Below are 20,024 nucleotides of genomic sequence, written 5' to 3' on the forward strand. Positions count from 1 at the left end.
AGGGGATTCGTTTTGCCTGCGTTTCGTCCGGTCCGACATGCCAGCGACGCGGGACGGGGTTTTATTGTCTTTTTTTATCGTTGTCTTTTATCGTTTTTAATAAGAAAGGTTAATCATGAATAACCAATTAGGGATGGGCAAACTGCGCGTCATCATCGCCGCGCTGGCAATCGCAGGTCTCGCGGGCGCCGGTTTGACCGGCTGCGCCGACGCCAACAGTGACGACGCACCGGCAGCGGCCGCACCGGCCGCGCCGCCGGTCACGAGCGCCGTCGTCGTCCAGCGGGCCGTGACGGAAACGCAGGAATTCTCCGGTCGCCTGGAAGCGATCGAGGTCGTCTCGATCCGGCCGCGCGTGTCGGGTTACATCACCGCCGTGAACTTCAAGCCGGGCGCCGAAGTGAAAAAGGGCGACGTGCTGTTCGTGATCGATCCACGGCCCTACCAGGCCGAAGCCGACCGCACAAAAGCCGTTGCCGCCGCCGCGCAGGCGCGCGCCGACCTGGCCCGCCTGGAACTGCAGCGCGCCGAGCGCCTGGTGGCCGACAAGGCCATCGCCCAGCGCGAGCTCGACGAACGTTCGGCCGGCCAGAAAGAACTGGACGCCAGCGTGCGCGCAGCGCAAGCCGAGCATGAAACGGCGCGCCTGAACCTGGCCTACACCCGTGTCACGTCGCCGATCGACGGGCGCGTGTCGAAGGCCGAAATCACCCTCGGCAACCTGGTCGACGCCACCGCAGTGTTGACGTCCGTCGTCTCGCTCGAGCGCATCTACGCCAGCTTCGACGGCGATGAGTCGACCTATCTGCGCGTTTCGCGCCGCACCCACGCCGGCCAGCCGGTCGACGTGAAAGTGGGCCTGGCCGGCGAACCGGGCTTCCCGCACAGCGGCAAGCTCGAATTCGTCGACAACCAGCTCGATAGCCGCAGCGGCAGCGTGCGCATGCGCGCCACGCTGGCCAATGCCGACCGCGCGCTGGCGCCGGGCCTCTTCGCCCGCGTGCAGATCGCTGGCGGCGCGCCGACCCAGCAGATCCTGATCGTCGACCGCGCCATCAACACCGACCAGGACCGCAAGTTCGTGTACGTGGTCGACAAGGACGGCAAGGCCGAATACCGCAGCGTCAAACTGGGCCCGCTCGACGATGGCTTGCGCATCGTGCGCGAAGGCCTGAAGCCGGGCGAGAAGGTCGTCGTGAGCGGTCTGCAGCGCGTGCGCCCCGGCGCACCGATCGCCGCCCAGGTCGTGCCGATGGTGGCCAAGGCCGCACCGGCTACCCCAGCGGCCGCAACTGGAGCATAAATCGCCATGAACTTCCCTAAATTCTTTGTCGATAAACCGATCTTCGCGGTCGTGCTGTCGGTGATCATTTTTGTCGCCGGCCTGATCTCGATTTTCATGCTGCCGATTTCCGAGTACCCGGAAGTCACGCCGCCATCCGTGGTGGTGCGCGCCCAGTATCCGGGCGCGAACCCCAAGGTCATCGCCGAAACCGTGGCCACGCCGTTGGAGGAACAGATCAACGGCGTCGAAGACATGCTGTACATGTCGTCGCAAAACACGTCCGACGGCGCGCTGGCGCTGACCGTCACCTTCAAGATCGGCACCGATGTCGAGCAAGCCGAGACCGCGGTGCAGAACCGCGTGCAACGCGCGCTGCCACGGCTGCCCGAAGAAGTGCGCCAGATCGGCGTGACAACCGTGAAGTCGTCGCCCAACCTGACGATGGTGGTCCACCTGAATTCACCGGACGGCCGCTACGACGACCTGTACCTGCGCAACTACGCGGTGCTCAACGTGAAGGACCAGCTGGCCCGGATCAAGGGCATGGGCGAGGTCCAGCTGTTCGGCTCGGGCGACTACGCGATGCGTGTCTGGCTCGATCCACAAAAAGTCGCTGCGCGCGGCCTGACTGCTGGTGACGTGATCGATTCGATCCGCGAGCAGAACGTGCAGGTCGCGGCCGGCGTGATCGGCCAGGGCCCGGCGAAGGACGCCGACTTCCAGCTGACGGTCAATACCCAGGGCCGTCTGCAAAGCACCGACGAATTCGGCGACATCGTCCTGAAGACCAACGCCGAGGGTGGCACCACGCTGCTCAAGGACGTCGCGCGCATGGAGCTTGGCTCAAGTTCCTATGCACTGCGCTCGCTGCTGAACAACAAGTCGGCCGTGGCGATCCCGATCTTCGCCGCACCTGGCGCGAACGACCTGCAATTGTCGGCCGACGTGCGCACGACCATGGAAGCGCTGTCGGGCGACTTCCCGGAAGGCGTGAAGTACTCGATCGTGTATGACCCGACCCAGTTCGTGCGCGAGTCGATCAACTCGGTCATCGTGACGCTGTTCGAAGCAGTGGTGCTGGTCGCCCTGGTGGTGATCATCTTCCTGCAGACCTGGCGCGCCTCGATCATTCCGCTGCTGGCCGTGCCGGTGTCGGTGGTCGGTACCTTTGCCGTGATGCTGGCGTTTGGCTTCTCGATCAATACGCTGTCGCTGTTTGGCCTCGTGCTGGCCATCGGTATCGTGGTCGACGATGCGATCGTGGTGGTGGAAAACGTCGAGCGCAATATCGCCGATGGCTTGAACCCGCGCGACGCCACCATCCAGGCGATGAAAGAGGTCAGCGGTCCGATCATCGCCATCGCACTGGTGCTGTGCGCCGTGTTCGTGCCGATTGCATTCGTATCGGGCCTGACCGGCCAGTTCTATCGCCAGTTCGCACTGACGATCGCGATTTCGACGGTGATCTCGGCCTTTGCGTCGCTGACGCTGGCCCCGGCCCTGTCGGCCGCGCTGCTCAAGCCGCACAACGCGCCGAAAGACCGCCTGACGCGCATGATCGACGCCGTGCTGGGCCGCTTCTTCGGCGCCTTCAACCGCTTCTTCGGCCGCTCGTCCGAGCGCTATGAACACGGCGTGAAGGGTGTCTTGCGCCGCAAGACAGCTGCGATCGGCGTCTACCTGGCGCTGGCCGTGGCTGCGGTGTTCATGTTCAAGGCAGTGCCGCCGGGCTTCGTGCCGCCGCAAGACAAGGCCTACCTGATCGGCTTCGCGCAACTGCCCGACGCCGCCTCGCTCGACCGCACCGACGCCGTGATCCGCCAGATGTCGAAGATCGCCCAGGAGATTCCCGGTGTCGAATCGTCGATCGCCTTCCCGGGCCTGTCGATCAACGGATTTACCAATGCACCGAACGCCGGCATCGTGTTCGTCGGCCTGAAATCGTTCGACCAGCGCAAGGACAAGGCGCAAAGCGCCGAGGCCATCGCCGCCGAGATCAACAAGCGCATGGGCGCAGTCGAGGATGCGTTCGTGATGGTGCTCTCGCCACCGCCGGTCAATGGCCTGGGCACGACGGGCGGCTTCAAGATGATGATCGAAGATCGCGGCAACGTCGGCTACGAAGAACTGAACAAGGCCGTGCAGGCGCTGACGGCGCGCGCCGCGCAGACGCCGGAACTGGCGGGCGTGTTCTCGGGCTTCCAGATCAACGTGCCGCAGTTGTACGCCGACATCGACCGGGTAAAAGCCAAGCAGCTGGGCGTGCCGCTGGCGAGCATCAACCAGACCTTGCAGGTGAATCTCGGTTCGCTGTACGTGAACGACTTCAACCAGTTTGGTCGTACCTACCAGGTGCGGGTGCAGGCCGACGCGCCGTTCCGTTCGCAGCGCGAGCAGATCGAGCAGTTCAAGGTGCGCAGCAATACCGGCGAGATGATTCCGCTGTCGTCGATGATGCGCGTGAAGGACACGTATGGTCCCGACCGCGTCACGCGCTACAACGGTTATGTGTCGGCCGAGATGAATGGCGGCGGCGCGCCCGGCGTGTCGTCCGGCCAGGCCCAGGCGGCGATGGAACGCATCGCGAAAGAAGTGCTGCCGAAGGGCGTGTCGTACGAATGGACCGAGCTGACCTACCAGGACGTCCTGTCGGGTAACACGATGATCTATGTGTTCCCGCTGTGCGTGCTGCTGGTATTCCTGGTGCTGGCCGCCCAGTACGAAAGCTGGACGCTGCCGCTGTCGGTCATCCTGATCGTGCCGATGTCGATCCTGTGCGCGCTCATCGGCGTCAAGCTCACCGGTGGCGACAACAATGTCTTCACGCAGATCGCGCTGTTCGTGCTGGTGGGGCTGGCGTCGAAGAACGCGATCCTGATCGTGGAATTCGCCCGCGAACTGGAAGACCATGGCCGCGGTGTCGTCGACGCCGCGCTGGAAGCGAGCCGCCTGCGTCTGCGGCCGATCCTGATGACGTCGATCGCGTTCATCGCCGGCGTGGTGCCGCTGGTGTTCTCGAGCGGCGCGGGCGCCGAGATGCGCCATGCCATCGGTGTCGCCGTGTTCTGGGGCATGCTGGGCGTGACCTTCTTCGGCCTGTTCCTCACGCCGCTGTTCTACGTCTTGCTGCGTTTGCTGGCAAAACGATTTGAAAAACCTGTACACGCCACACCCGTGGTGGCGCACAGCGCAGAAGGAGTGCACTGATGAATACGATGATTGCAAAAGGCGTCGCGCCTTTGCTGGCAGCCCTGCTGCTCACGGCCTGCGCCACGCCCGATTTCGTGCAGCCGCACGTGGCCACGCCCGGTGCGTTTCGCGAGTCGCAGGCGCCCGCCGCGGCGGTTGAAGTGTCCGGCATCGACGGCGCGCGCTGGAAGCCGGCGCAGCCGGCCGAACAGCAGCCGCGCGGCCAGTGGTGGCTCGCCTTCAACGATCCGGCGCTGACTTCCCTGATCGAGGAGGCTGCCGCCAATAACGCCAACCTGTCGGTCGCGGCCAGCCGCGTCAAGCAGGCGCGCGCGATTGCCGGCATCGCCGAAGCCGATCGCATCCCGCAGGTGGGCATCGGGATCGGCGCCCAGCGTGCGCGCCTGTCGCCGTTCGAATCGAACCTGCCGCAGGGCACCGACACGTCGGCCTACACCAGCTACAGCGCGCGCCTGTCGGCCAGCTACGAGGTCGACCTGTTCGGCCGCGTGGCGGCCGGCGTGTCGGCGGCGCGGGGCGACGCGGCGACGTCCGAAGCAAACTTCCGCTCGGTGCTGCTGGCGCTGCAGGCCGACGTGGCGCAGACCTATTTCAGGCTGCGCGCGCTGGACGCCGAACTGGTGACGCTGGCCGACACGGTGCGGCTGCGCGAGGAGAGCATCAAGTTGACGCAGCGTCGCTTCGACCTGGGCGACATCGGCGAGTTCGACCTGTCGCGCGCCCGCACCGAGCTGGCCACGGCGCGTTCGGAAGCCATCGGCGTGCAGCGCCAGCGCGCCACCACCGAACATGCGCTGGCGGTCTTGCTGGGCAAGCCGGCAGCCGATTACGTGGCCGGCCCGAGCCCGCTGCTTGACGCCAGCCTGATGCCAGCGATTCCTGCCGGCCTGCCGTCGTCACTGCTCGAGCGCCGGCCCGACATCGTCGCCGCACAGCGGGCGATGGAAGCGTCGAACGCCCGCATCGGCGTGGCGCGCGGCGCCATGTTCCCGGCCTTGACCATCAATGCCGATGGCGGCGGCGTGGGCGGCGTGTTCTCGGAAGTGTTCAAGTGGAGCAGCCGTTCGTGGGTGCTCGGCGCGCTGGCCTCGATGCCGATCATCGACGGTGGCCGCAACCGCAACAACGTCGTGCGCAGCGAAGCGGTGCTCGAGGAATCGGTGGGCACCTATCGCCAGAGCGTGCTGACGGCGTTCGCCGAGGTCGAGGACAACCTGGCTGGCCTGCGCATCCTGGCGGGCCAGGCCGAGCAGATCGACGCGGCCGTGGTGTCGGCGCGCCGTTCGGCCGACCTGGCGCAAAAACTGTACGACGCGGGCCGCTCGGGCTATCTGGAACTGCTGGACGCGCAGCGCGCCCTGGCGACCGTTGAGCGCACCGCAGTGCAGTTGCGCGGCGACCGCGCGCTGACGACCGTGGCGTTGATACGTTCGCTGGGCGGTGGTTGGGATGCCGCGCAGCCGGTCAATGCGGCGGTGGCGCTGCGCTGATCTACAGGTAAAAGAGTTGTTTGCCCTTTGCGGCGGTGCGTGTGAGCGTACCGCCGCTTTTTTGTCAGGGCCGCGCTAGAATGCGGCGATGAGCCATGCCATGATTTCTTCGGAAGTATCCCATGCGAGCCGCAAGCGCTGCTTCGACCCGATCGTCGACGCGGCTACCCGCATCCTCGTGCTCGGTAGTTTGCCAGGCGCCAAGTCGCTGGCACAGCAGGAGTACTACGGCAACAAGCAGAACCGGTTCTGGATGCTGATGTCGGAAGTGATCGGGCGCGATCTGGTGGCGCTCACCTATACGGCGCGTCTGCAAACGTTGCTGGAGAACGGTGTGGGCCTGTGGGACGTGGTGGCCGAGGCCGAGCGGGACGGCAGTCTCGATAGCAAAATCCGCGATCACACGGGCAATGACCTGCTTGCGCTGATCGCGGGGTTGCCGCACCTAAAGACGATTGCGTTCAATGGCGGCACGGCGGCGCGGCTGGGCGTCAAGACGCTGGGCGAGCACGCGCAGCGTTATCGCATCGTATGTTTGCCGTCGAGTAGCCCGGCGTACACGTTGCGGTATGCGGACAAGTTGGCCGTGTGGCTGACCTTGCGCGGCGCATCGCACCTGTAGGCCGCTTGGCGCTGAGCAGTCTGCGTTGTGCAATCGAGTACTGGCGTCCTCGACACTGGTGCCCATATTGACACCGACGCGCAAATCAGAAGGCGCGCCATTCCTGAAGTGCCAGGCCGTCCTTTTCTATGGCTCGGTTGTAGCCGGCGACAAAATCGGCATGTTGCGCATGCCACTACTGCGCCCTGCGACTCTGCAATTCTTCATGGCGTCGTCGTTCGGTGATGTGAGAAGTATCGAGGTTGGTGTTGCGGGACGACGGCTCTGCTGCGTCTAATGAATGGTCTGCTGTTTTCATATTGAGCGCCGGCTCGCGTTATGCGTTGCCAAAAATGAACGTAGTGTCTCAGCGCGCGAACTGCATCCCGCGCTGAGGGGTGACGCTCAGCGTGCCAGCAAGCCACCATCGACCGCGTAGTACGAGGCCGTGACGAACGACGCCTTGTCGGAACTGAGCCACACCACCAGCTCGGCCACTTCTTCCGACGTGCCCAGGCGCCCGATCGGATGTTGCGCGATCAGCGGCGCGCGCGCTTCTTCCGACATGGTCTGCAGCAGCGGCGTGTCGATGTAGCCGGGACCGACGGCGTTGATGCGGATGCCGCGCGTGGCGTATTCGATGGCGGCCGCCTTGGTCAGCCCGACCACGCCGTGCTTGGCCGCGACGTAGGCGCTGTTCTGGGCAGTGGCCACCTGGCCCAGGATCGACGCCATATTGATGATCGCGCCGCCGCCTGAGGCCAGCAGCGCCGGCAACTGGTAGCGCATGCCATAGAACACGCCGGACAGGTTGACGCCGATGACCTTGTCCCAGTTCGCGATCTCGTAGTCGCCCAGATCGGCCGGTGGCGCGCCCACGCCGGCATTGTTGCAGGCGATGTGCAGCGCGCCGTAGTGCTTGATGGTGGCGCCGACCAGCGCCTCGTTGTCTTCGGGCAGCGAGGTATTGGCCAGCACGAAGAAGGCGTCGCCGCCGGCCTTTTTGATGGCCGCGACCACGGCTTCGCCGCCATCGCGGTTGATGTCCGAGACGATGACCTTGGCGCCTTCGGCAGCGTAGGCGATCGCGACGGCGCGACCGATACCCGAGCCTGCGCCCGTAACCAGCGCGACTTTTCCTTGCAAAATCGATGACATGACGTGCCTTCCTGCGTTGTTGATGGAGAGGCAGAAGTTTCAACACTTCGGCAAGTAATCGTACTGGTTAGTACAGAGATGTGTCGCCAGCCTGGATGACCACCTCACGACGAGATGCTGGTTCCCGGCATTTTGCGACTCATTCACAAAAAACCAACTTCACGCTGATGTCGAATTGCCAGGACGAGAATGGCCCGGACTGGCGCAGCCGGCCAGTCAAAACTCAGTCTTCGTGAAACGCTTCAAGCAGCTCGTCCAGGATCTCGGCGGTTTCTTCGTCCGACAGGCCCAGGTAGGCGCAGGCCAGGGCGCCGCCCTTGTTCCATTCGTTCGACTCGGCGTGGCCCTGGTAGCGGCAGATCACGTTCTCGGCCAGCAGCGACAGGGCGATCAGCGAACGCACCGGCGCGGCGGTGGCGGGATCGTCGATCACGGCGTAGTCGTGATGGTGCAGGATGGCCCAGGCGACGTTCTCCGACAGCCCCCAGTTACGGGCCAGCAGGCAGCCCAGCGTGGCGTGGCTGGTCGAGTGGCGTTCGTTTTCAAGTGCGGTGAACGGGCGATGGGCATCCATCGACGCCGCGCCCCAGGTCACGTTGTAATCCTTGAAACGGTCCATCAGCAGTGGCACGCCGGTGTCGCAGAACAGGCCGAAGGTGTGGGCCACGTCCGGCTCGCCCATGCGCAGGCGGCGCGTCAGGAACACCATCGCGTGCGCGCGGCGGGTGGAGATGTCCCAGAAGCTGGCCAGCGCGGCGCTGTTGACCGGAATCGCCTGCCGCGCCAGCAGCCCCGTCATCAGCGCCGCCACCTGGTTAATGCCGAGGAACAGGATGGCCTGCTCGATCGACTTGGCCTTGTGCCGGCCGCCGTAGACAGCCGAATTGGCCAGCTTGAGCAGGGCGCCGGACATGCCGACGTCGCTCGCCACGATCTTGCCGATGGCGTCGGGCGACGGGTCTTCGCACCCCAGTTCGCGCTGCAGGTCGGCGAGCAGGCTCGGCCGCGGCGGAATGCGGATCGACTTGATCAGGGCATCGACCTGGTCGACTTCGGGGGCGGACTCGACGACGGTATTCATGAAGTAACGGGGCGCGAGAGGGCATCTCGGCGATTGCGGAGGACCCGTTCACTATACCGGAGTCGCCTGGATATTGCACCAAGGCAATGTGGGATTTTGCCGGTTGCTGTGTCAATTTCACCATAGCGCCGGGCGCCGGGCGAGCGCGCTAGAATCGCTCCATGAGCTTGTCGACCATTGCAGGGATTGATTTTTCAGCCGATGCCGCCGTCGTGGCGCGCCAGCTGATCGGCGTGACGGTGCTGGTCAACGGCGTCGGCGGCCGTATCGTCGAGACCGAGGCGTATGACCGCGCAGACCCGGCTTCGCACGCGTTTTCAGGCGAGACCGAGCGCAATGCGTCGATGTTCGGGCCGCCCGGCCATGCCTACGTGTATCGCTCGTACGGCATCCACTGGTGCCTGAACTTCGTGTGCCGCGAGCCCGGGCATGGCGCCGGGGTCTTGATCCGCGCGCTGGAACCCGTGGCGGGGCTGGACATCATGCGCGCGCGGCGCGATGCGCTGGACGCACGCGCGCTGTGTTCGGGCCCGGGCAAATTGTGTCAGGCGCTGGGCGTGACGCGTGCGCACGATGGCATGGCGCTGGCCGGCGCGTCGTTCACATTGCTGCCGGCCGAAGCCGGACTGCTGGTCGTGGAAGGCATCCGCATCGGCATCTCGAAAGCGATCGAGGTACCGTGGCGCTTCGGGCTGGCCGGCTCGCGCTTTTTGAGCCGGCCGATGCGCGGTTAAGCCCCGACCTCAGGCGCGCCGCCGCGCCGTCACCGGCGGCAGGGCCGGCACCGGTTTGGCGCGCATCGTGCTGGCGGGAACGCGGCGCTCTGGCACGCCTTGGAAATCCACGTCGATCGCGTCGTCGTCCTGCGCGCCCATCCCCGCTGCCTCGCCGTCGCCAGGGGCGATGCGGAAGATCGCCACCGCCTTGGCCAGGTTGACGGTCTGCTCGTGCAGGCTTTCGGCCGCTGCGGCCGCTTCTTCGACCAGCGCCGCGTTCTGCTGCGTCATGCTGTCCATCTGCCCGACCGCGCGATTGACTTCGGCGATGCCGTCGGCCTGCTCGGTGCTGGCGATGCTGATGCGGCCAATGATGTCGTTCACCTGGCGCACCGACGAGACGATGTCGCCCATGCTGGCGCCGGCTTCGCTGACCGATGCGTTGCCGCGTTCGATGATGCTGACCGAGTCGGCGATCAGCCCCTTGATTTCCTTGGCCGCCGCTGCCGAACGCTGGGCCAGCGTGCGCACTTCGGACGCCACGACCGCGAAGCCGCGGCCCTGCTCGCCGGCGCGCGCCGCTTCCACCGCCGCGTTCAGGGCCAGGATATTGGTCTGGAACGAGATGCCGTCGATGACGCCGATGATCTCGACGATCTTGCGCGAGCTGGCCTGGATCGATTCCATCGTCGTCACCGCGCCTTGCACTGCCTGGCCGCCGCGCGCGGCCAGTTGCGCCGCTTCGGCCGCAAGCTCGGAGGCCTGGCGCGCATTGGTGGCGTTGTCTTTCACGGCCGTGGTCAGGGTCTCCATCGTGCTGGCCGTCTGCTCGAGCGAGCCGGCCTGCAGTTCGGTGCGGCTCGACAGGTCCATATTGCCGCTGGCGATTTCCTGCGACGCCGTGTCGATCGAGCGTACCGCCGTCATCACGCTGCGCAGCGCCGAGTTGAGGCGCGCGATGGTGTGATCGAGCGCGCGCCCGGTATCGGCGATTTCGTCGCGGCCTTCTGCGCCCACCGGCGGGGCATCGAGCCGGCCTTCGGCCAGTTCGCCGACCGTGTGCGCGATCGAGTGGATCCCGGCCAGCATCGCGCGCCGCACCAGCATCGTCACTGACAACGACAACGCGATCGACAGCAGCACCAGGCCGGCCATGGTCCAGCCGAGGGTGCGAAATTCGGCCTTGGCGGCGGCGTACGCATCCTGGCTCATTTTCTTTTCGATCTGGGCCAGGTGGGTCAGCTCGGCGTCGAGCGCGCCGAACTGCTGCTCGGCCTTCTGCATCGAGTTGGTGGCAATCGACTGGTCTACCGCCGCCATTTCAATGGTCTCGCCGACCGCCTTGCGGTAGCGCGCCAGCGCCGCCTGCGATGCCTCGACCGGCGCGCGTTCTTCAACCCCGGCGGCCTGCGCGAACTTGCCCAGCTTGTCGCCGATGGCGGCGTGGCGGCGGCCGATGTCGGCCGTCAGCGCGCTCAAGCGGTTCTGGGCGAAGCTGCCGTTGGTCCAGGCCAGCAGCTGATAGGCGTTGGCGTGGGCGAAGCGGGCCTCGCCGGCGACATCGGCCACCGCCTGCAGGCGCGCCGCGCGTACCTGCACCATGTTTTCCAGCGAGGCGTTCTGGCGCACCATGCCGTACCAGGCGGCGCCCGACAGCATGGTCAGCAGCACGAGCACGAGGCCCGGGGCCAGCAGTAGTTTCTGGCCAATCCGCAGTTTGTTCAGCATGGGTCACTCCACAAAAAAAGCTGCCATCGCGGGTAGGAGCGCGACGGCAGCGACAGCAGGGGATACACGGCGGCAGGGCAGACTTATTTCTTGTAGATGCCGGCTTCCAGCACCACACCGTCGACCAGCAGGATGTACGTCGTTTTCGGCTCGATCTTGCCGGTGGTCGGGTTCTTGTACTGGTAATCGACCCAGCCCTTGCCCTTGGCGGCGGCCAGCTCGATGATCTCGCGCCGGTACTTCTTGCCGTTCGCATCGGGCACGTCGGTCAGGTCCTTGCCGACGATCGACGGGTTGTAGGGGTGGGCCAGCACGATGCCGGTCTTGACGTCGCGCAGGTCGACATACAGCGGGCCCTGGACGAATTCCGGGTCCTTGGCGTTAATGCGTTTCATCATTTCATCCTTGCCCTTGGCTTTGATCAGGGCGGCGCCGCGCTCGGCCATCGCGATGGCGTCTTTCTCGGTCGGCTCATTGGCCAGGGCGGCGGTCGAGGCCAGCCCCAGGCACAGGGCGGCGGCGGTGGCGATCAGTTTCATGGCGGTACTTCCTTTCGCGGTGTATTCCTAAGAAATATTGCTTGAGTGCATTCACTACTCTAACGATGCGTGTTGTTACTGGATTGCGCTCGCACAAACCCACGAAAATCGCACTGGCGCCGTTGTGCCGAAGCGTCATTTTTTCCTACGCTGACCCGCATTTGTCCTATTCCCGACGTCAGAAACAATCTCATTGATTGTTGGCAATCTCAGCGCATGCGGCCTCCCTAAGATGGATTCTTTCCGGCAATTTGCCGGCTTTCCCCCTTGTCTTCTTCTGGAGATTTTCGTGAACACGACTGAAACGACGCCCACCAAGTTCAAGCCTTTTACGCGCCAGTCGATCGTGACCGCGCGCCAATGGGAATGGCTCACACCCGAGCTGCAGGAAGCAGTGCAGGTGGTGTCTCATGTGCTGCCGTTTCGCACCAATGCGTATGTGATGGATAACCTGATCGACTGGTCGCGCGTGCCGGACGATCCGATCTACCGCCTGACCTTCCCGCACCGCGACATGCTCCCGAGCGCCGAATACGAGCAGTTGCGCGACCTGGTGCTGTACAAGAAGGACGACACCGCGATCGCGCGCCTGGTGCACGCGATCCGCATGCGCATGAACCCGCACCCGGCCGGCCAGATGACGCACAACGTGCCTCGCGTGAACGACGCGCCGCTCAAGGGCCTGCAGCACAAGTACAAAGAGACGGTGCTGTTCTTCCCCAGCGCCGGCCAGACCTGCCACGCCTATTGCACCTTCTGCTTCCGCTGGCCGCAGTTCGTCGGCATGGACGAGATGAAGTTCGATGCGCGCGAATGCGGCGAACTGGTGGACTACCTGAAGGTGCATCCCGATGTCACCGACGTGTTGATCACCGGGGGCGATCCGATGATCATGAATACGCGCTCGCTGGCCGAATTCCTCGAGCCGCTGTTGATCCCCGAGCTGGCCCACATCCAGAACATCCGCATCGGCACCAAGTCGGTCGCGTATTGGCCGCAGCGCTTCGTGTCGGACAAGGACAGCGACGACCTGCTGCGCCTGTTCGAAAAGGTGGTCGACAGCGGCAAGAACCTGGCAATCATGGGCCACTACAACCACGCGGTCGAACTGCGCGCGCCGATTGCGCAGCAGGCGGTCAAGCGCATCGTCGGCACCGGCGCCACGCTGCGCATGCAGGGCCCGCTGATCCGCCACATCAACGAAGACCCGAAAAGCTGGGCCGAGCTGTGGACCACCGGCGTGCGCCTGGGCGCGATTCCCTACTATATGTTCGTCGAGCGCGACACCGGCCCGAGCGACTACTTCGCGCTGCCGCTGGCGCGCGCCCACGCCATCTTCCAGGAAGCCTATTCAATGGTCTCGGGCCTGTCGCGCACCGTGCGCGGCCCGTCGATGAGCGCCTTTCCCGGCAAGGTCGTGATCGACGGCGTGGTCACGATCAACGGCGAAAAGCTGTTTGCGCTGCAGTTCCTGCAAGCGCGCAATCCGGCGTGGGTGCGGCGGCCGTTCTTCGCCAAGTACGACGCCGAAGCCACCTGGCTCGATCACCTGAAACCCGCGTTCGGGCGCGACCGCTTCTTCTTCGAGGAAGAGAGCGGCGGCGGGCGCGTGATCCCGCTGGTGCTGGCCGGCCGGCGCGGGCAAGCGCAGCCTGACGCGGCCTGATGGTCACCGAGCGTATCGACGATGCAGCCCGCCGCCCTGGTGTCGCCCGCCCCCTCGCGCCTGTCCGGCGTGGCGGTGTTCGTGTATGTCTTCGTGCCGTTCGCGCTCGGGCATTACCTGTCTTCGCTGCTGCGCAACGTGAACGCGGTGCTGGCGTCGCAACTGGCCGGCGCGCTCGCGCTCACCCCTGGCCAACTGGGACTGCTCACCAGCGCGTTCTTCTTCGCCTTCGCACTGGTCCAGCTGCCGGTCGGGATGGCGCTGGATCGCTACGGGCCGCGCCGGGTGCAGGTGGCGATGCTGCTGGTGGCGTCCTGCGGCGCGTTGCTGTTCGCGCATGGCGGCGGATTCTGGAGTCTGCTGGCGGCGCGCGCCGTCATGGGCTGTGGCCTGGGCGGCTGCTTCATGGCAGCGGTCAAGGCGGTGTCGACGTGGATCGCACCGAACCGGTTGCCGTCGGTGCACGGCTACCTGATCGCCGTCGGCGGCATGGGCGCGGCCAGCGCCACCATGCCGGTGCGCGCGATGCTCGAGTACACCGACTGGCGCGGCCTGTTCGTGCTGCTGGCGGGGCTGGTCGCCTGCACCGGCCTGTTGATCGGGCTGCTGTACCCGAAGACCGATGATGCGCCGGCCAGCCGCAGCCCGCTGCTGCCGGCGCTGCGCGACGTCTGGCGCGCGCCGGGCTTTCGCGCGGTGGTCTCGCTGGTGCTGATCCCGCACGCGGTGTTCTTCGGCGTGCAGGGCCTGTGGATCGGGCGCTGGCTGGCCGACGTGGCGCTGTACCCGGAGGACGCTGTCGCCTACCTGCTGTACCTGGGCATGGCGGCCGTGGTGTTCGGCGCGATCGCGGTGGGCATGATCACCGAATGGGCCGGCCGGCGCGGCATGCCGCCGCTCGACGTGGCCGCCGCCGGCATCACGATGTTCGTGCTGATCCAGGCGGCGTTCGTGATCGGCTACCGGCCCAGTTTCCAGTGGCTGTCGGTGATGTTCACGCTGGCGGGCACGGTCACCGGCATCGAGTACGCGATCGTGGCCCAGTCGATGCCGCGCGAACTGACCGGCCGCGCGGCGACGTTCCTGAATCTGCTGATCTTCATCGGCGCCTTCCTGGTGCAGGCCGGGTTTGGCCTGGTGATCGGCTTGTGGAAGCCCGACTTGCTGGGCCATGCGCCGGCGGCGGCCTATCAGAATGCGTTCGCGTTGCTGGTACTGATCCAGGTGCCCGGGCTATGGAACTATGCGCGCCGGCGCAGGAGCGCGCCCCTGCCGGCCACTTGAGGTTGCTTGCACGTAACGAACGTGGCGTGATGTTTTGTCAATATAAGATTTCCCCACGATGTATTTTGGGGGAACACCATGCGACACCATCTGCCGCGCCTGTGCGCTGGCGCCACCATCCTGCTGCTGGCCGCGTGCGGCGACAAATCGACGCTGCCGCAAGGCGCCGACGTCGGGCCGCAGCCCGAGCTCAAGGAACCAAATAAATCCCTGATCCCGACGGTGCACATCGCCAAGGCCACCGGCTGGCCCGCGGGCGTGACGCCAACGGCGGCGGCCGGGCTGGACGTGAACGCCTTCGCCACGGCGCTCGACCATCCGCGCTGGGTGTACGTGCTGCCGAACGGCGACGTGCTGGTGGCCGAGTCGAACAAACCAGCCAAGCCTGACGCCGGCGGGATTCGCAAGTGGGTGCAGGACAAGGTGATGGCCAGAGCTGGTGGCGGTGTGCCGAGCGCGAACCGCATCACGCTGCTGCGCGATGCCGACGGCGACGGCGTGGCTGAACTGAAAAGCGTCTTTCTGAAGAACCTGCACTCGCCGTTCGGCATGGCGCTGGTGGGCGACATGCTGTACGTGGCCAATACCGACGCGATCGTGCGCTTCAGGTACAAGGAAGGCGTCACCGAAATCACCGAGGCGGCGCAGCCGGTCGCGCCGCTGCCGGGCGGGCCGCTCAACCATCACTGGACCAAGAACATCATCGCCAGCCAGGACGGCACGAAGCTGTACGCCACCACCGGCTCGAACAGCAACGTCGCCGAAAACGGCATGGACGCCGAAAAGGACCGCGCCGCGATCCTCGAAATCGACATCGCCAGCGGCACCACGCGCGTGTTCGCGTCGGGCCTGCGCAATCCGAACGGCATGGCGTGGAACCCGGAAACCGGCGCGCTGTGGACGGTCGTGAACGAGCGCGACGAGATCGGCAGCGACCTGGTGCCCGATTACCTGACGTCGGTGAAAGAGGGCGGCTTCTATGGCTGGCCATACAGCTACTATGGCAAGAACGTCGACGCACGCGTCAAGCCGCAGCGCCCGGATCTGGTCGACAAGGCGATCGTGCCCGATTACGCCCTGGGCGCGCACGTGGCGGCGCTGGGCCTGACGTTCTATGAAGGCTCGCTCCTGCCGGCGCAGTATAAAAACGGCGCGATCGTCGGCAACCACGGATCCTGGAACCGCAAGCCGCGCTCGGGCTACAACGTCGTGTTCATTCCGTTCAAGGATGGCATGCCGAACGGGAAGCCGGTCGACATCCTCAGTGACTTCGTCAACAAGGACGGCGAGGCGCAGGGCAGGCCGGTGGGTGTGGCGGTGGACAAGAAGGGCGCGGTACTGGTGGCCGATGACGTAGGTAACGTCATCTGGCGCGTGGTGCCTGACGCGGGGTAACACACCCCACGCCAGCACGTCGTTCCCACCTCCGCGGGAACGACGTGCAGAAGTTAACAATCCGGGATGCACGGTCAAGCGCATCCCGTCACCAGCAACACCGGAATCCCCGTCCACGCCACCGCCACGGTGGCCAGTACCGCGCTGGCCGCTGCCACGTAATCCACAAACTCTTCCGATCCCTGGCGCAGTCGCTTGCCGGCCAGCGCGCCTACCCACGCGCAGGCCGCCATCGACAGCAAGGTCGCGCCGCCCAGCAGCCACGGATTGGGCCCCGCCGCGCGAAACGCACCCGGCGTGCATTGGCTGGCCGCGACGATGTACGCGAACGCGAAGTGCGCTGCCCAGATCAGGAACGGGAGCGAGGCGCGCGTGGCGCGCCCGAAGAAATGGTCGTTCATCGCATCACTCCATTACCAGCAGCAGGCCGCGGATCACCAGGAAACCGGTGAAGCCCTGCAGCGTCACGTAGTGCCAGATCAGCGCGATATTGTCGCGCGTGGCGCGGTTCTGCGGCACGATCATGCCGCGCCAGGCGCGCACGCACAGGTACGGACCGGCCAGCAGCAGCACGAACAGCATGATGCCCTGGAAGCCGAGCAGGATCGAGATCGACGCGCTCCACGCATCGCGGGTGCCGTCGAGGTGCACGAGGCGCCAGCTGTAGACGTCCACGCCGAAGGCGGCCGCAGTCGAGGCAAGAGCCAGCAAGAGCACCCACGGCGTGAGCTTGTTCGACACCCGGTCGCTCAGCCACACCAGCACCGAACCGCCCAGCAGCAGGCCGGCCGACAGCAGCGTCCACGCCGCCGCAGGCAGCGATGCGCCCGGCGGCGGGCAGATCTGCAGCCGCATCGACGTATGGATGTAGACATACGCGAACGAGCAGTAAATCAGGAACAGCACGATCAGCATGATGAACGTGCCCCACCACGAATGCGAGGCCGTGCCGCGCGCGCCAATCGGCAGCGTGATGCCCCCGCCGATGGCTGCTTCGCGCAAGCCTGTTTTCTGGTCCGACTGCCACAGCCAGGCGATGATCGACGCGATGGCGATGACGGCGCAGATGCCCGCCAGCAGATTGGCCTTGACGGTCAGCAGCAGGAAGAAGCCGGCGGTGCCGAAGGCGCCCAGCACGGTCAGCCAGCTGTCGCCCGGCAGGATCATCAGGTAAGTCGGCTTGGCGCTCACCGGGCTGGTGGCGATGGTTTCGCGGCGGCCGGTGGCGGTATTGGGCAGGTAATGGCGGCCTTCGGCCACTTCTTGCGACAGCGTCGGCTGGTCCCACAGCGGGTCATCCGACGTAACGATCGGGATGCTGCGGTTGCCGTAGTCCTCCGACGGCAGCCATTCGAGCGTGGCCGCGTTCCACGGGTTGCCCACGTCTTTGGTCGGGCGGCGCAGCGTGCGCGTGGCGTCGACGATCATGAGCAGGATGCCAGTGGCGAACATGAACGAGCCGAGGGTCGAGATCATGTTCAGCGCATCCCAGCCCATCTCGCTCGAATAGGTGTAGACCCGGCGCGGCATGCCGAACAGGCCCGTGATGTGCATCGGGAAGAAGCTGACGTTGAAGCCGCCGAACAGCAGCCAGAAGATCCACTTGGCCCAGCTCTCGGACATCGTGTTGCCGTTGATGAGCGGGATCCAGTAATAGATCGCGGCGAACACCGGGAACACCATGCCGCCGATGAGCACATAGTGCAGGTGGGCGACGATGAAATAGGTGTCGTGCACCTGCCAGTCGAACGGAATCACGGCCACCATCACGCCGGTGAGCCCCCCGAGCACGAAGATGAACATGAAGCCGAGCATGAATAGCGTCGGGGCGTTCATCCTGATGCGGCCACTCCACAGCGTGGCGATCCAGCCGAATACCTGGATGCCGGTGGGGATGGCCACCGCCATGCTGGCGGCCGAGATCAGGCTCATTTCAATGACGCCCAAGCCGGCCGTGAACATATGGTGCGCCCACAGGCCGAAGCTGAAGATGCCCACGCCCACCAGCGCGACGACGATCGCGCGGCGGCCCACCAGGCGGTTGCCGGCAATCGTCGGGATCATCGTCGAGATCATGCCGGCGGCCGGCAAGAAGATGATGTAGACCTCGGGGTGGCCGAAGAACCAGAACAGGTGCTGCCAGATGATCGGGTCGCCGCCGCGTTCGGGGTCGAAGATCGGCATGTTCAGGGCGCGCTCGAGTTCGAGCAGCGCGGTGCCGGCGATCACGGCCGGGAAGGCGATCACGATCATCACGCCCACGACCAGCATGGCCCACGCATACACGGGCATGCGGCGCAGTGTCATCCCCGGCGCACGCGTAAACAGGATGCCGACGATCAGTTCGATGGCGCCGGCAATGGCCGAGATCTCGATGAAGCCGATCCCCAGCAGCCAGAAGTCGGCGTTCAGGCCGGGCGAATACTTCATGCCGGTCAGCGGCGGATACATGAACCAGCCGCCGTCCGGCGCCAGGCCCCAGAACAGCGTGCAGAAGAACGCCAGGCCGCCGAAGGCGTAGCACCAGAAGGCGTAGGCCGACAGGCGCGGGAACGGCAGATCGCGCGCGCCGAGCATGTTCGGCAGCAAGTACACCGCGATGGCCTCGACGATGGGAATCGCGAACAGGAACATCATCACGGTGCCGTGCATCGTGAAGATCTGGTTGTAGGTGCCGGCCGAGACCAGGTCGTTGTCGGGCACCGACAACTGCACCCGCATGATCAGGGCCAGGATGCCGGCCAGGATGAAGAACAGGATCGCGGTGCCGATGTACAGCAGGCCGATATTGGTGTTGTTGACCGACTTGAAGAAGCCCAGGCCGGATGGCGTCTTCCACACGGCGGTCAGTTTTTCCAGCTCCTCTGGCGGGCGAGGGGCAGAGTTGGGTAAGGTTGCGTCGCGCGTCATTTCAGGTGCTCGAGGTAGGTGGCCAGTGCGCGCAGGGTCTCGCCGTCCAGGTCCGGGGAAGGCGGCATGAAGACGCCCGTTTTGATGGCTTGCGGGTCGGCGATCCAGCCGGCCAGCGTACCGCGGTGGTTGCGCAGCGTGCCGGCGGCGATGTGCCGGCGGCTGCCGATGTGCGTCAGGTCGGGGCCGAGCCGCGACGTGTCGGCGATGCGGTTCGCGTCCAGGTGCGGCGCGACGTCGGTCACGCCGCGAATGGTGTGACAGGCCTGGCATTGCTGCGCCAAAAAGGCGTCGCGGCCGCGCTGCAGCACCGTGGTGTCGGCCGGCGCCGCAGGCTGGCCCTGGCGCGCGAGCCAGGCATCGAATTCGGGGCGCGGCAGCGCGATCACGTGGAACGCCATGCGCGCATGCTGCTCGCCGCAGTATTCGGCGCACTGGCCGCGGTAGGTACCCGGCTTGTCGGCGCGCAGGTTCAGGCCCGTCACGCGGCCCGGGATCATGTCGCGCTTGCCCGCCAGCGACGGCACCCACAGGCTGTGGATCACGTCCGACGAGGTTAATCCCAGGTACACCGATTCACCGACCGGGATGACAATTTCATTGGCGCTGATGATGTCGCGGTTGCTGGCCGGATCGCGGTAGCGCACTTCCCACCACCACATCTTGCCGGTCACCGAAATGCTCAACGCCTTGTGCGACGTTTGTGGCGCCAGTTGGCCGCTGCGCCAGGTGCTCCAGGTGAGCAGCGCCGTGAGCACGACCACCGGGAACGCAATGCCGGCGCCCAGGATCCAGACGCCAGGCGTGATCGGGCGCGCCTGGCGCCGCATTGCCAGCGCGAGCAGGCCCATGACGATGGCGAAGATCACGGCGCCGCCGACGAACAGGACCCACGTGAACTGGTAGATGATGGCCGCGTCGGCGCCGGCCGGATGCATGACGGATTGAATATCGTTCATCG

The 20,024-nt window shown here is 65.6% G+C and carries 15 protein-coding genes; 8 read left to right on the plus strand and 7 right to left on the minus strand.

Translation table 11 applies throughout. From position 1 onward, the window contains the following. Positions 1 to 115: 115 nt before the first annotated feature. The 4 genes from AB2N08_RS05910 (at position 116) to AB2N08_RS05925 (ending at position 6,607) form a co-directional block, all read left to right on the plus strand. Positions 116 to 1,303, plus strand: coding sequence for an efflux RND transporter periplasmic adaptor subunit (locus tag AB2N08_RS05910; RefSeq protein ID WP_367609701.1), 1,188 nt, complete (start codon positions 116 to 118; stop codon positions 1,301 to 1,303). A 6-nt stretch (positions 1,304 to 1,309) separates the two neighbouring features. Further along, the gene (locus AB2N08_RS05915; protein ID WP_367609702.1) at positions 1,310 to 4,492 is read left to right on the plus strand and encodes an efflux RND transporter permease subunit; all 3,183 of its coding nucleotides are present in this window, start codon (positions 1,310 to 1,312) and stop codon (positions 4,490 to 4,492) included. Further along, positions 4,492 to 5,985, plus strand: coding sequence for an efflux transporter outer membrane subunit (locus AB2N08_RS05920; protein WP_367609703.1), 1,494 nt, complete (start codon positions 4,492 to 4,494; stop codon positions 5,983 to 5,985). The genes AB2N08_RS05915 and AB2N08_RS05920 overlap by 1 nt, the downstream gene beginning before the upstream one ends. A gap of 100 nt (positions 5,986 to 6,085) precedes the next feature. Then, a complete protein-coding gene (locus AB2N08_RS05925; RefSeq protein WP_367609704.1) occupies positions 6,086 to 6,607 on the plus strand; it encodes a DNA-deoxyinosine glycosylase in 522 nt (173 codons plus the stop codon). A 384-nt stretch (positions 6,608 to 6,991) separates the two neighbouring features. Here AB2N08_RS05925 and AB2N08_RS05930 read toward each other — a convergent pair whose 3' ends face one another. Further along, the gene (locus AB2N08_RS05930; RefSeq protein WP_367609705.1) at positions 6,992 to 7,744 is read right to left on the minus strand and encodes a glucose 1-dehydrogenase; all 753 of its coding nucleotides are present in this window, start codon (positions 7,742 to 7,744) and stop codon (positions 6,992 to 6,994) included. A 223-nt stretch (positions 7,745 to 7,967) separates the two neighbouring features. Beyond that, complete coding sequence (locus tag AB2N08_RS05935; RefSeq protein WP_367609706.1) at positions 7,968 to 8,825, minus strand: HDOD domain-containing protein; 858 nt, start codon at positions 8,823 to 8,825, stop codon at positions 7,968 to 7,970. Between the two features lie 161 nt (positions 8,826 to 8,986). Here AB2N08_RS05935 and AB2N08_RS05940 point away from each other — a divergent pair, with 161 nt between their 5' ends. Beyond that, positions 8,987 to 9,559 carry a DNA-3-methyladenine glycosylase gene (locus AB2N08_RS05940; protein ID WP_367609707.1) on the plus strand — a complete coding sequence of 191 codons (573 nt, stop codon included), beginning with the start codon at positions 8,987 to 8,989 and terminating at the stop codon, positions 9,557 to 9,559. Between the two features lie 9 nt (positions 9,560 to 9,568). Here the strand turns inward: AB2N08_RS05940 and AB2N08_RS05945 are convergent, their stop codons facing one another. Continuing rightward, complete coding sequence (locus AB2N08_RS05945) at positions 9,569 to 11,269, minus strand: methyl-accepting chemotaxis protein (protein ID WP_367609708.1); 1,701 nt, start codon at positions 11,267 to 11,269, stop codon at positions 9,569 to 9,571. Between the two features lie 83 nt (positions 11,270 to 11,352). Further along, positions 11,353 to 11,808, minus strand: a complete 456-nt coding sequence (locus tag AB2N08_RS05950; RefSeq protein WP_367609709.1) for a cache domain-containing protein — start codon at positions 11,806 to 11,808, stop codon at positions 11,353 to 11,355. 289 nt (positions 11,809 to 12,097) lie between these two features. Between AB2N08_RS05950 and AB2N08_RS05955 the strand changes: the two genes are divergently transcribed. The 3 genes from AB2N08_RS05955 to AB2N08_RS05965 all read left to right on the plus strand — a co-directional run bounded on the left by AB2N08_RS05955 (position 12,098) and on the right by AB2N08_RS05965 (position 16,153). Continuing rightward, positions 12,098 to 13,474: a KamA family radical SAM protein gene (locus tag AB2N08_RS05955; protein WP_367609710.1), complete on the plus strand. Its 1,377-nt coding sequence runs from the start codon at positions 12,098 to 12,100 to the stop codon at positions 13,472 to 13,474. Between the two features lie 21 nt (positions 13,475 to 13,495). Further along, positions 13,496 to 14,758: an MFS transporter gene (locus AB2N08_RS05960; RefSeq protein ID WP_367609711.1), complete on the plus strand. Its 1,263-nt coding sequence runs from the start codon at positions 13,496 to 13,498 to the stop codon at positions 14,756 to 14,758. 78 nt (positions 14,759 to 14,836) lie between these two features. After that, complete coding sequence (locus AB2N08_RS05965; RefSeq protein ID WP_367609712.1) at positions 14,837 to 16,153, plus strand: PQQ-dependent sugar dehydrogenase; 1,317 nt, start codon at positions 14,837 to 14,839, stop codon at positions 16,151 to 16,153. Between the two features lie 74 nt (positions 16,154 to 16,227). Here AB2N08_RS05965 and AB2N08_RS05970 read toward each other — a convergent pair whose 3' ends face one another. From AB2N08_RS05970 to coxB, 3 genes are read right to left on the minus strand one after another with little or no spacing between them, the layout of a single operon-like run. After that, positions 16,228 to 16,554 carry a hypothetical protein gene (locus AB2N08_RS05970; RefSeq protein ID WP_367609713.1) on the minus strand — a complete coding sequence of 109 codons (327 nt, stop codon included), beginning with the start codon at positions 16,552 to 16,554 and terminating at the stop codon, positions 16,228 to 16,230. 4 nt (positions 16,555 to 16,558) lie between these two features. Then, complete coding sequence (gene ctaD, locus AB2N08_RS05975) at positions 16,559 to 19,063, minus strand: cytochrome c oxidase subunit I (protein WP_367609714.1); 2,505 nt, start codon at positions 19,061 to 19,063, stop codon at positions 16,559 to 16,561. Beyond that, positions 19,060 to 20,022 (minus strand): cytochrome c oxidase subunit II, encoded by a 963-nt coding sequence (gene coxB, locus AB2N08_RS05980; protein ID WP_367609715.1) that lies wholly within the window; start codon positions 20,020 to 20,022, stop codon positions 19,060 to 19,062. Before coxB ends, ctaD begins: the two co-directional genes overlap by 4 nt. Positions 20,023 to 20,024 lie beyond the last annotated feature (2 nt).

This window comes from Massilia aurea, from assembly GCF_040790145.1.
GTDB lineage: Bacteria > Pseudomonadota > Gammaproteobacteria > Burkholderiales > Burkholderiaceae_D > Telluria > Telluria aurea_C.

Coding starts and splice junctions, on each gene's coding strand:
- AB2N08_RS05910 (WP_367609701.1), top strand. CDS start 116: ATGAATAACCAATTAGGGATGGGCAAACTGCGCGTCATCATCGCCGCG.
- AB2N08_RS05915 (WP_367609702.1), top strand. CDS start 1,310: ATGAACTTCCCTAAATTCTTTGTCGATAAACCGATCTTCGCGGTCGTG.
- AB2N08_RS05920 (WP_367609703.1), top strand. CDS start 4,492: ATGAATACGATGATTGCAAAAGGCGTCGCGCCTTTGCTGGCAGCCCTG.
- AB2N08_RS05925 (WP_367609704.1), top strand. CDS start 6,086: ATGATTTCTTCGGAAGTATCCCATGCGAGCCGCAAGCGCTGCTTCGAC.
- AB2N08_RS05930 (WP_367609705.1), bottom strand. CDS start 7,744: ATGTCATCGATTTTGCAAGGAAAAGTCGCGCTGGTTACGGGCGCAGGC.
- AB2N08_RS05935 (WP_367609706.1), bottom strand. CDS start 8,825: ATGAATACCGTCGTCGAGTCCGCCCCCGAAGTCGACCAGGTCGATGCC.
- AB2N08_RS05940 (WP_367609707.1), top strand. CDS start 8,987: ATGAGCTTGTCGACCATTGCAGGGATTGATTTTTCAGCCGATGCCGCC.
- AB2N08_RS05945 (WP_367609708.1), bottom strand. CDS start 11,269: ATGCTGAACAAACTGCGGATTGGCCAGAAACTACTGCTGGCCCCGGGC.
- AB2N08_RS05950 (WP_367609709.1), bottom strand. CDS start 11,808: ATGAAACTGATCGCCACCGCCGCCGCCCTGTGCCTGGGGCTGGCCTCG.
- AB2N08_RS05960 (WP_367609711.1), top strand. CDS start 13,496: ATGCAGCCCGCCGCCCTGGTGTCGCCCGCCCCCTCGCGCCTGTCCGGC.
- AB2N08_RS05965 (WP_367609712.1), top strand. CDS start 14,837: ATGCGACACCATCTGCCGCGCCTGTGCGCTGGCGCCACCATCCTGCTG.
- AB2N08_RS05970 (WP_367609713.1), bottom strand. CDS start 16,554: ATGAACGACCATTTCTTCGGGCGCGCCACGCGCGCCTCGCTCCCGTTC.
- ctaD (WP_367609714.1), bottom strand. CDS start 19,063: ATGACGCGCGACGCAACCTTACCCAACTCTGCCCCTCGCCCGCCAGAG.
- coxB (WP_367609715.1), bottom strand. CDS start 20,022: ATGAACGATATTCAATCCGTCATGCATCCGGCCGGCGCCGACGCGGCC.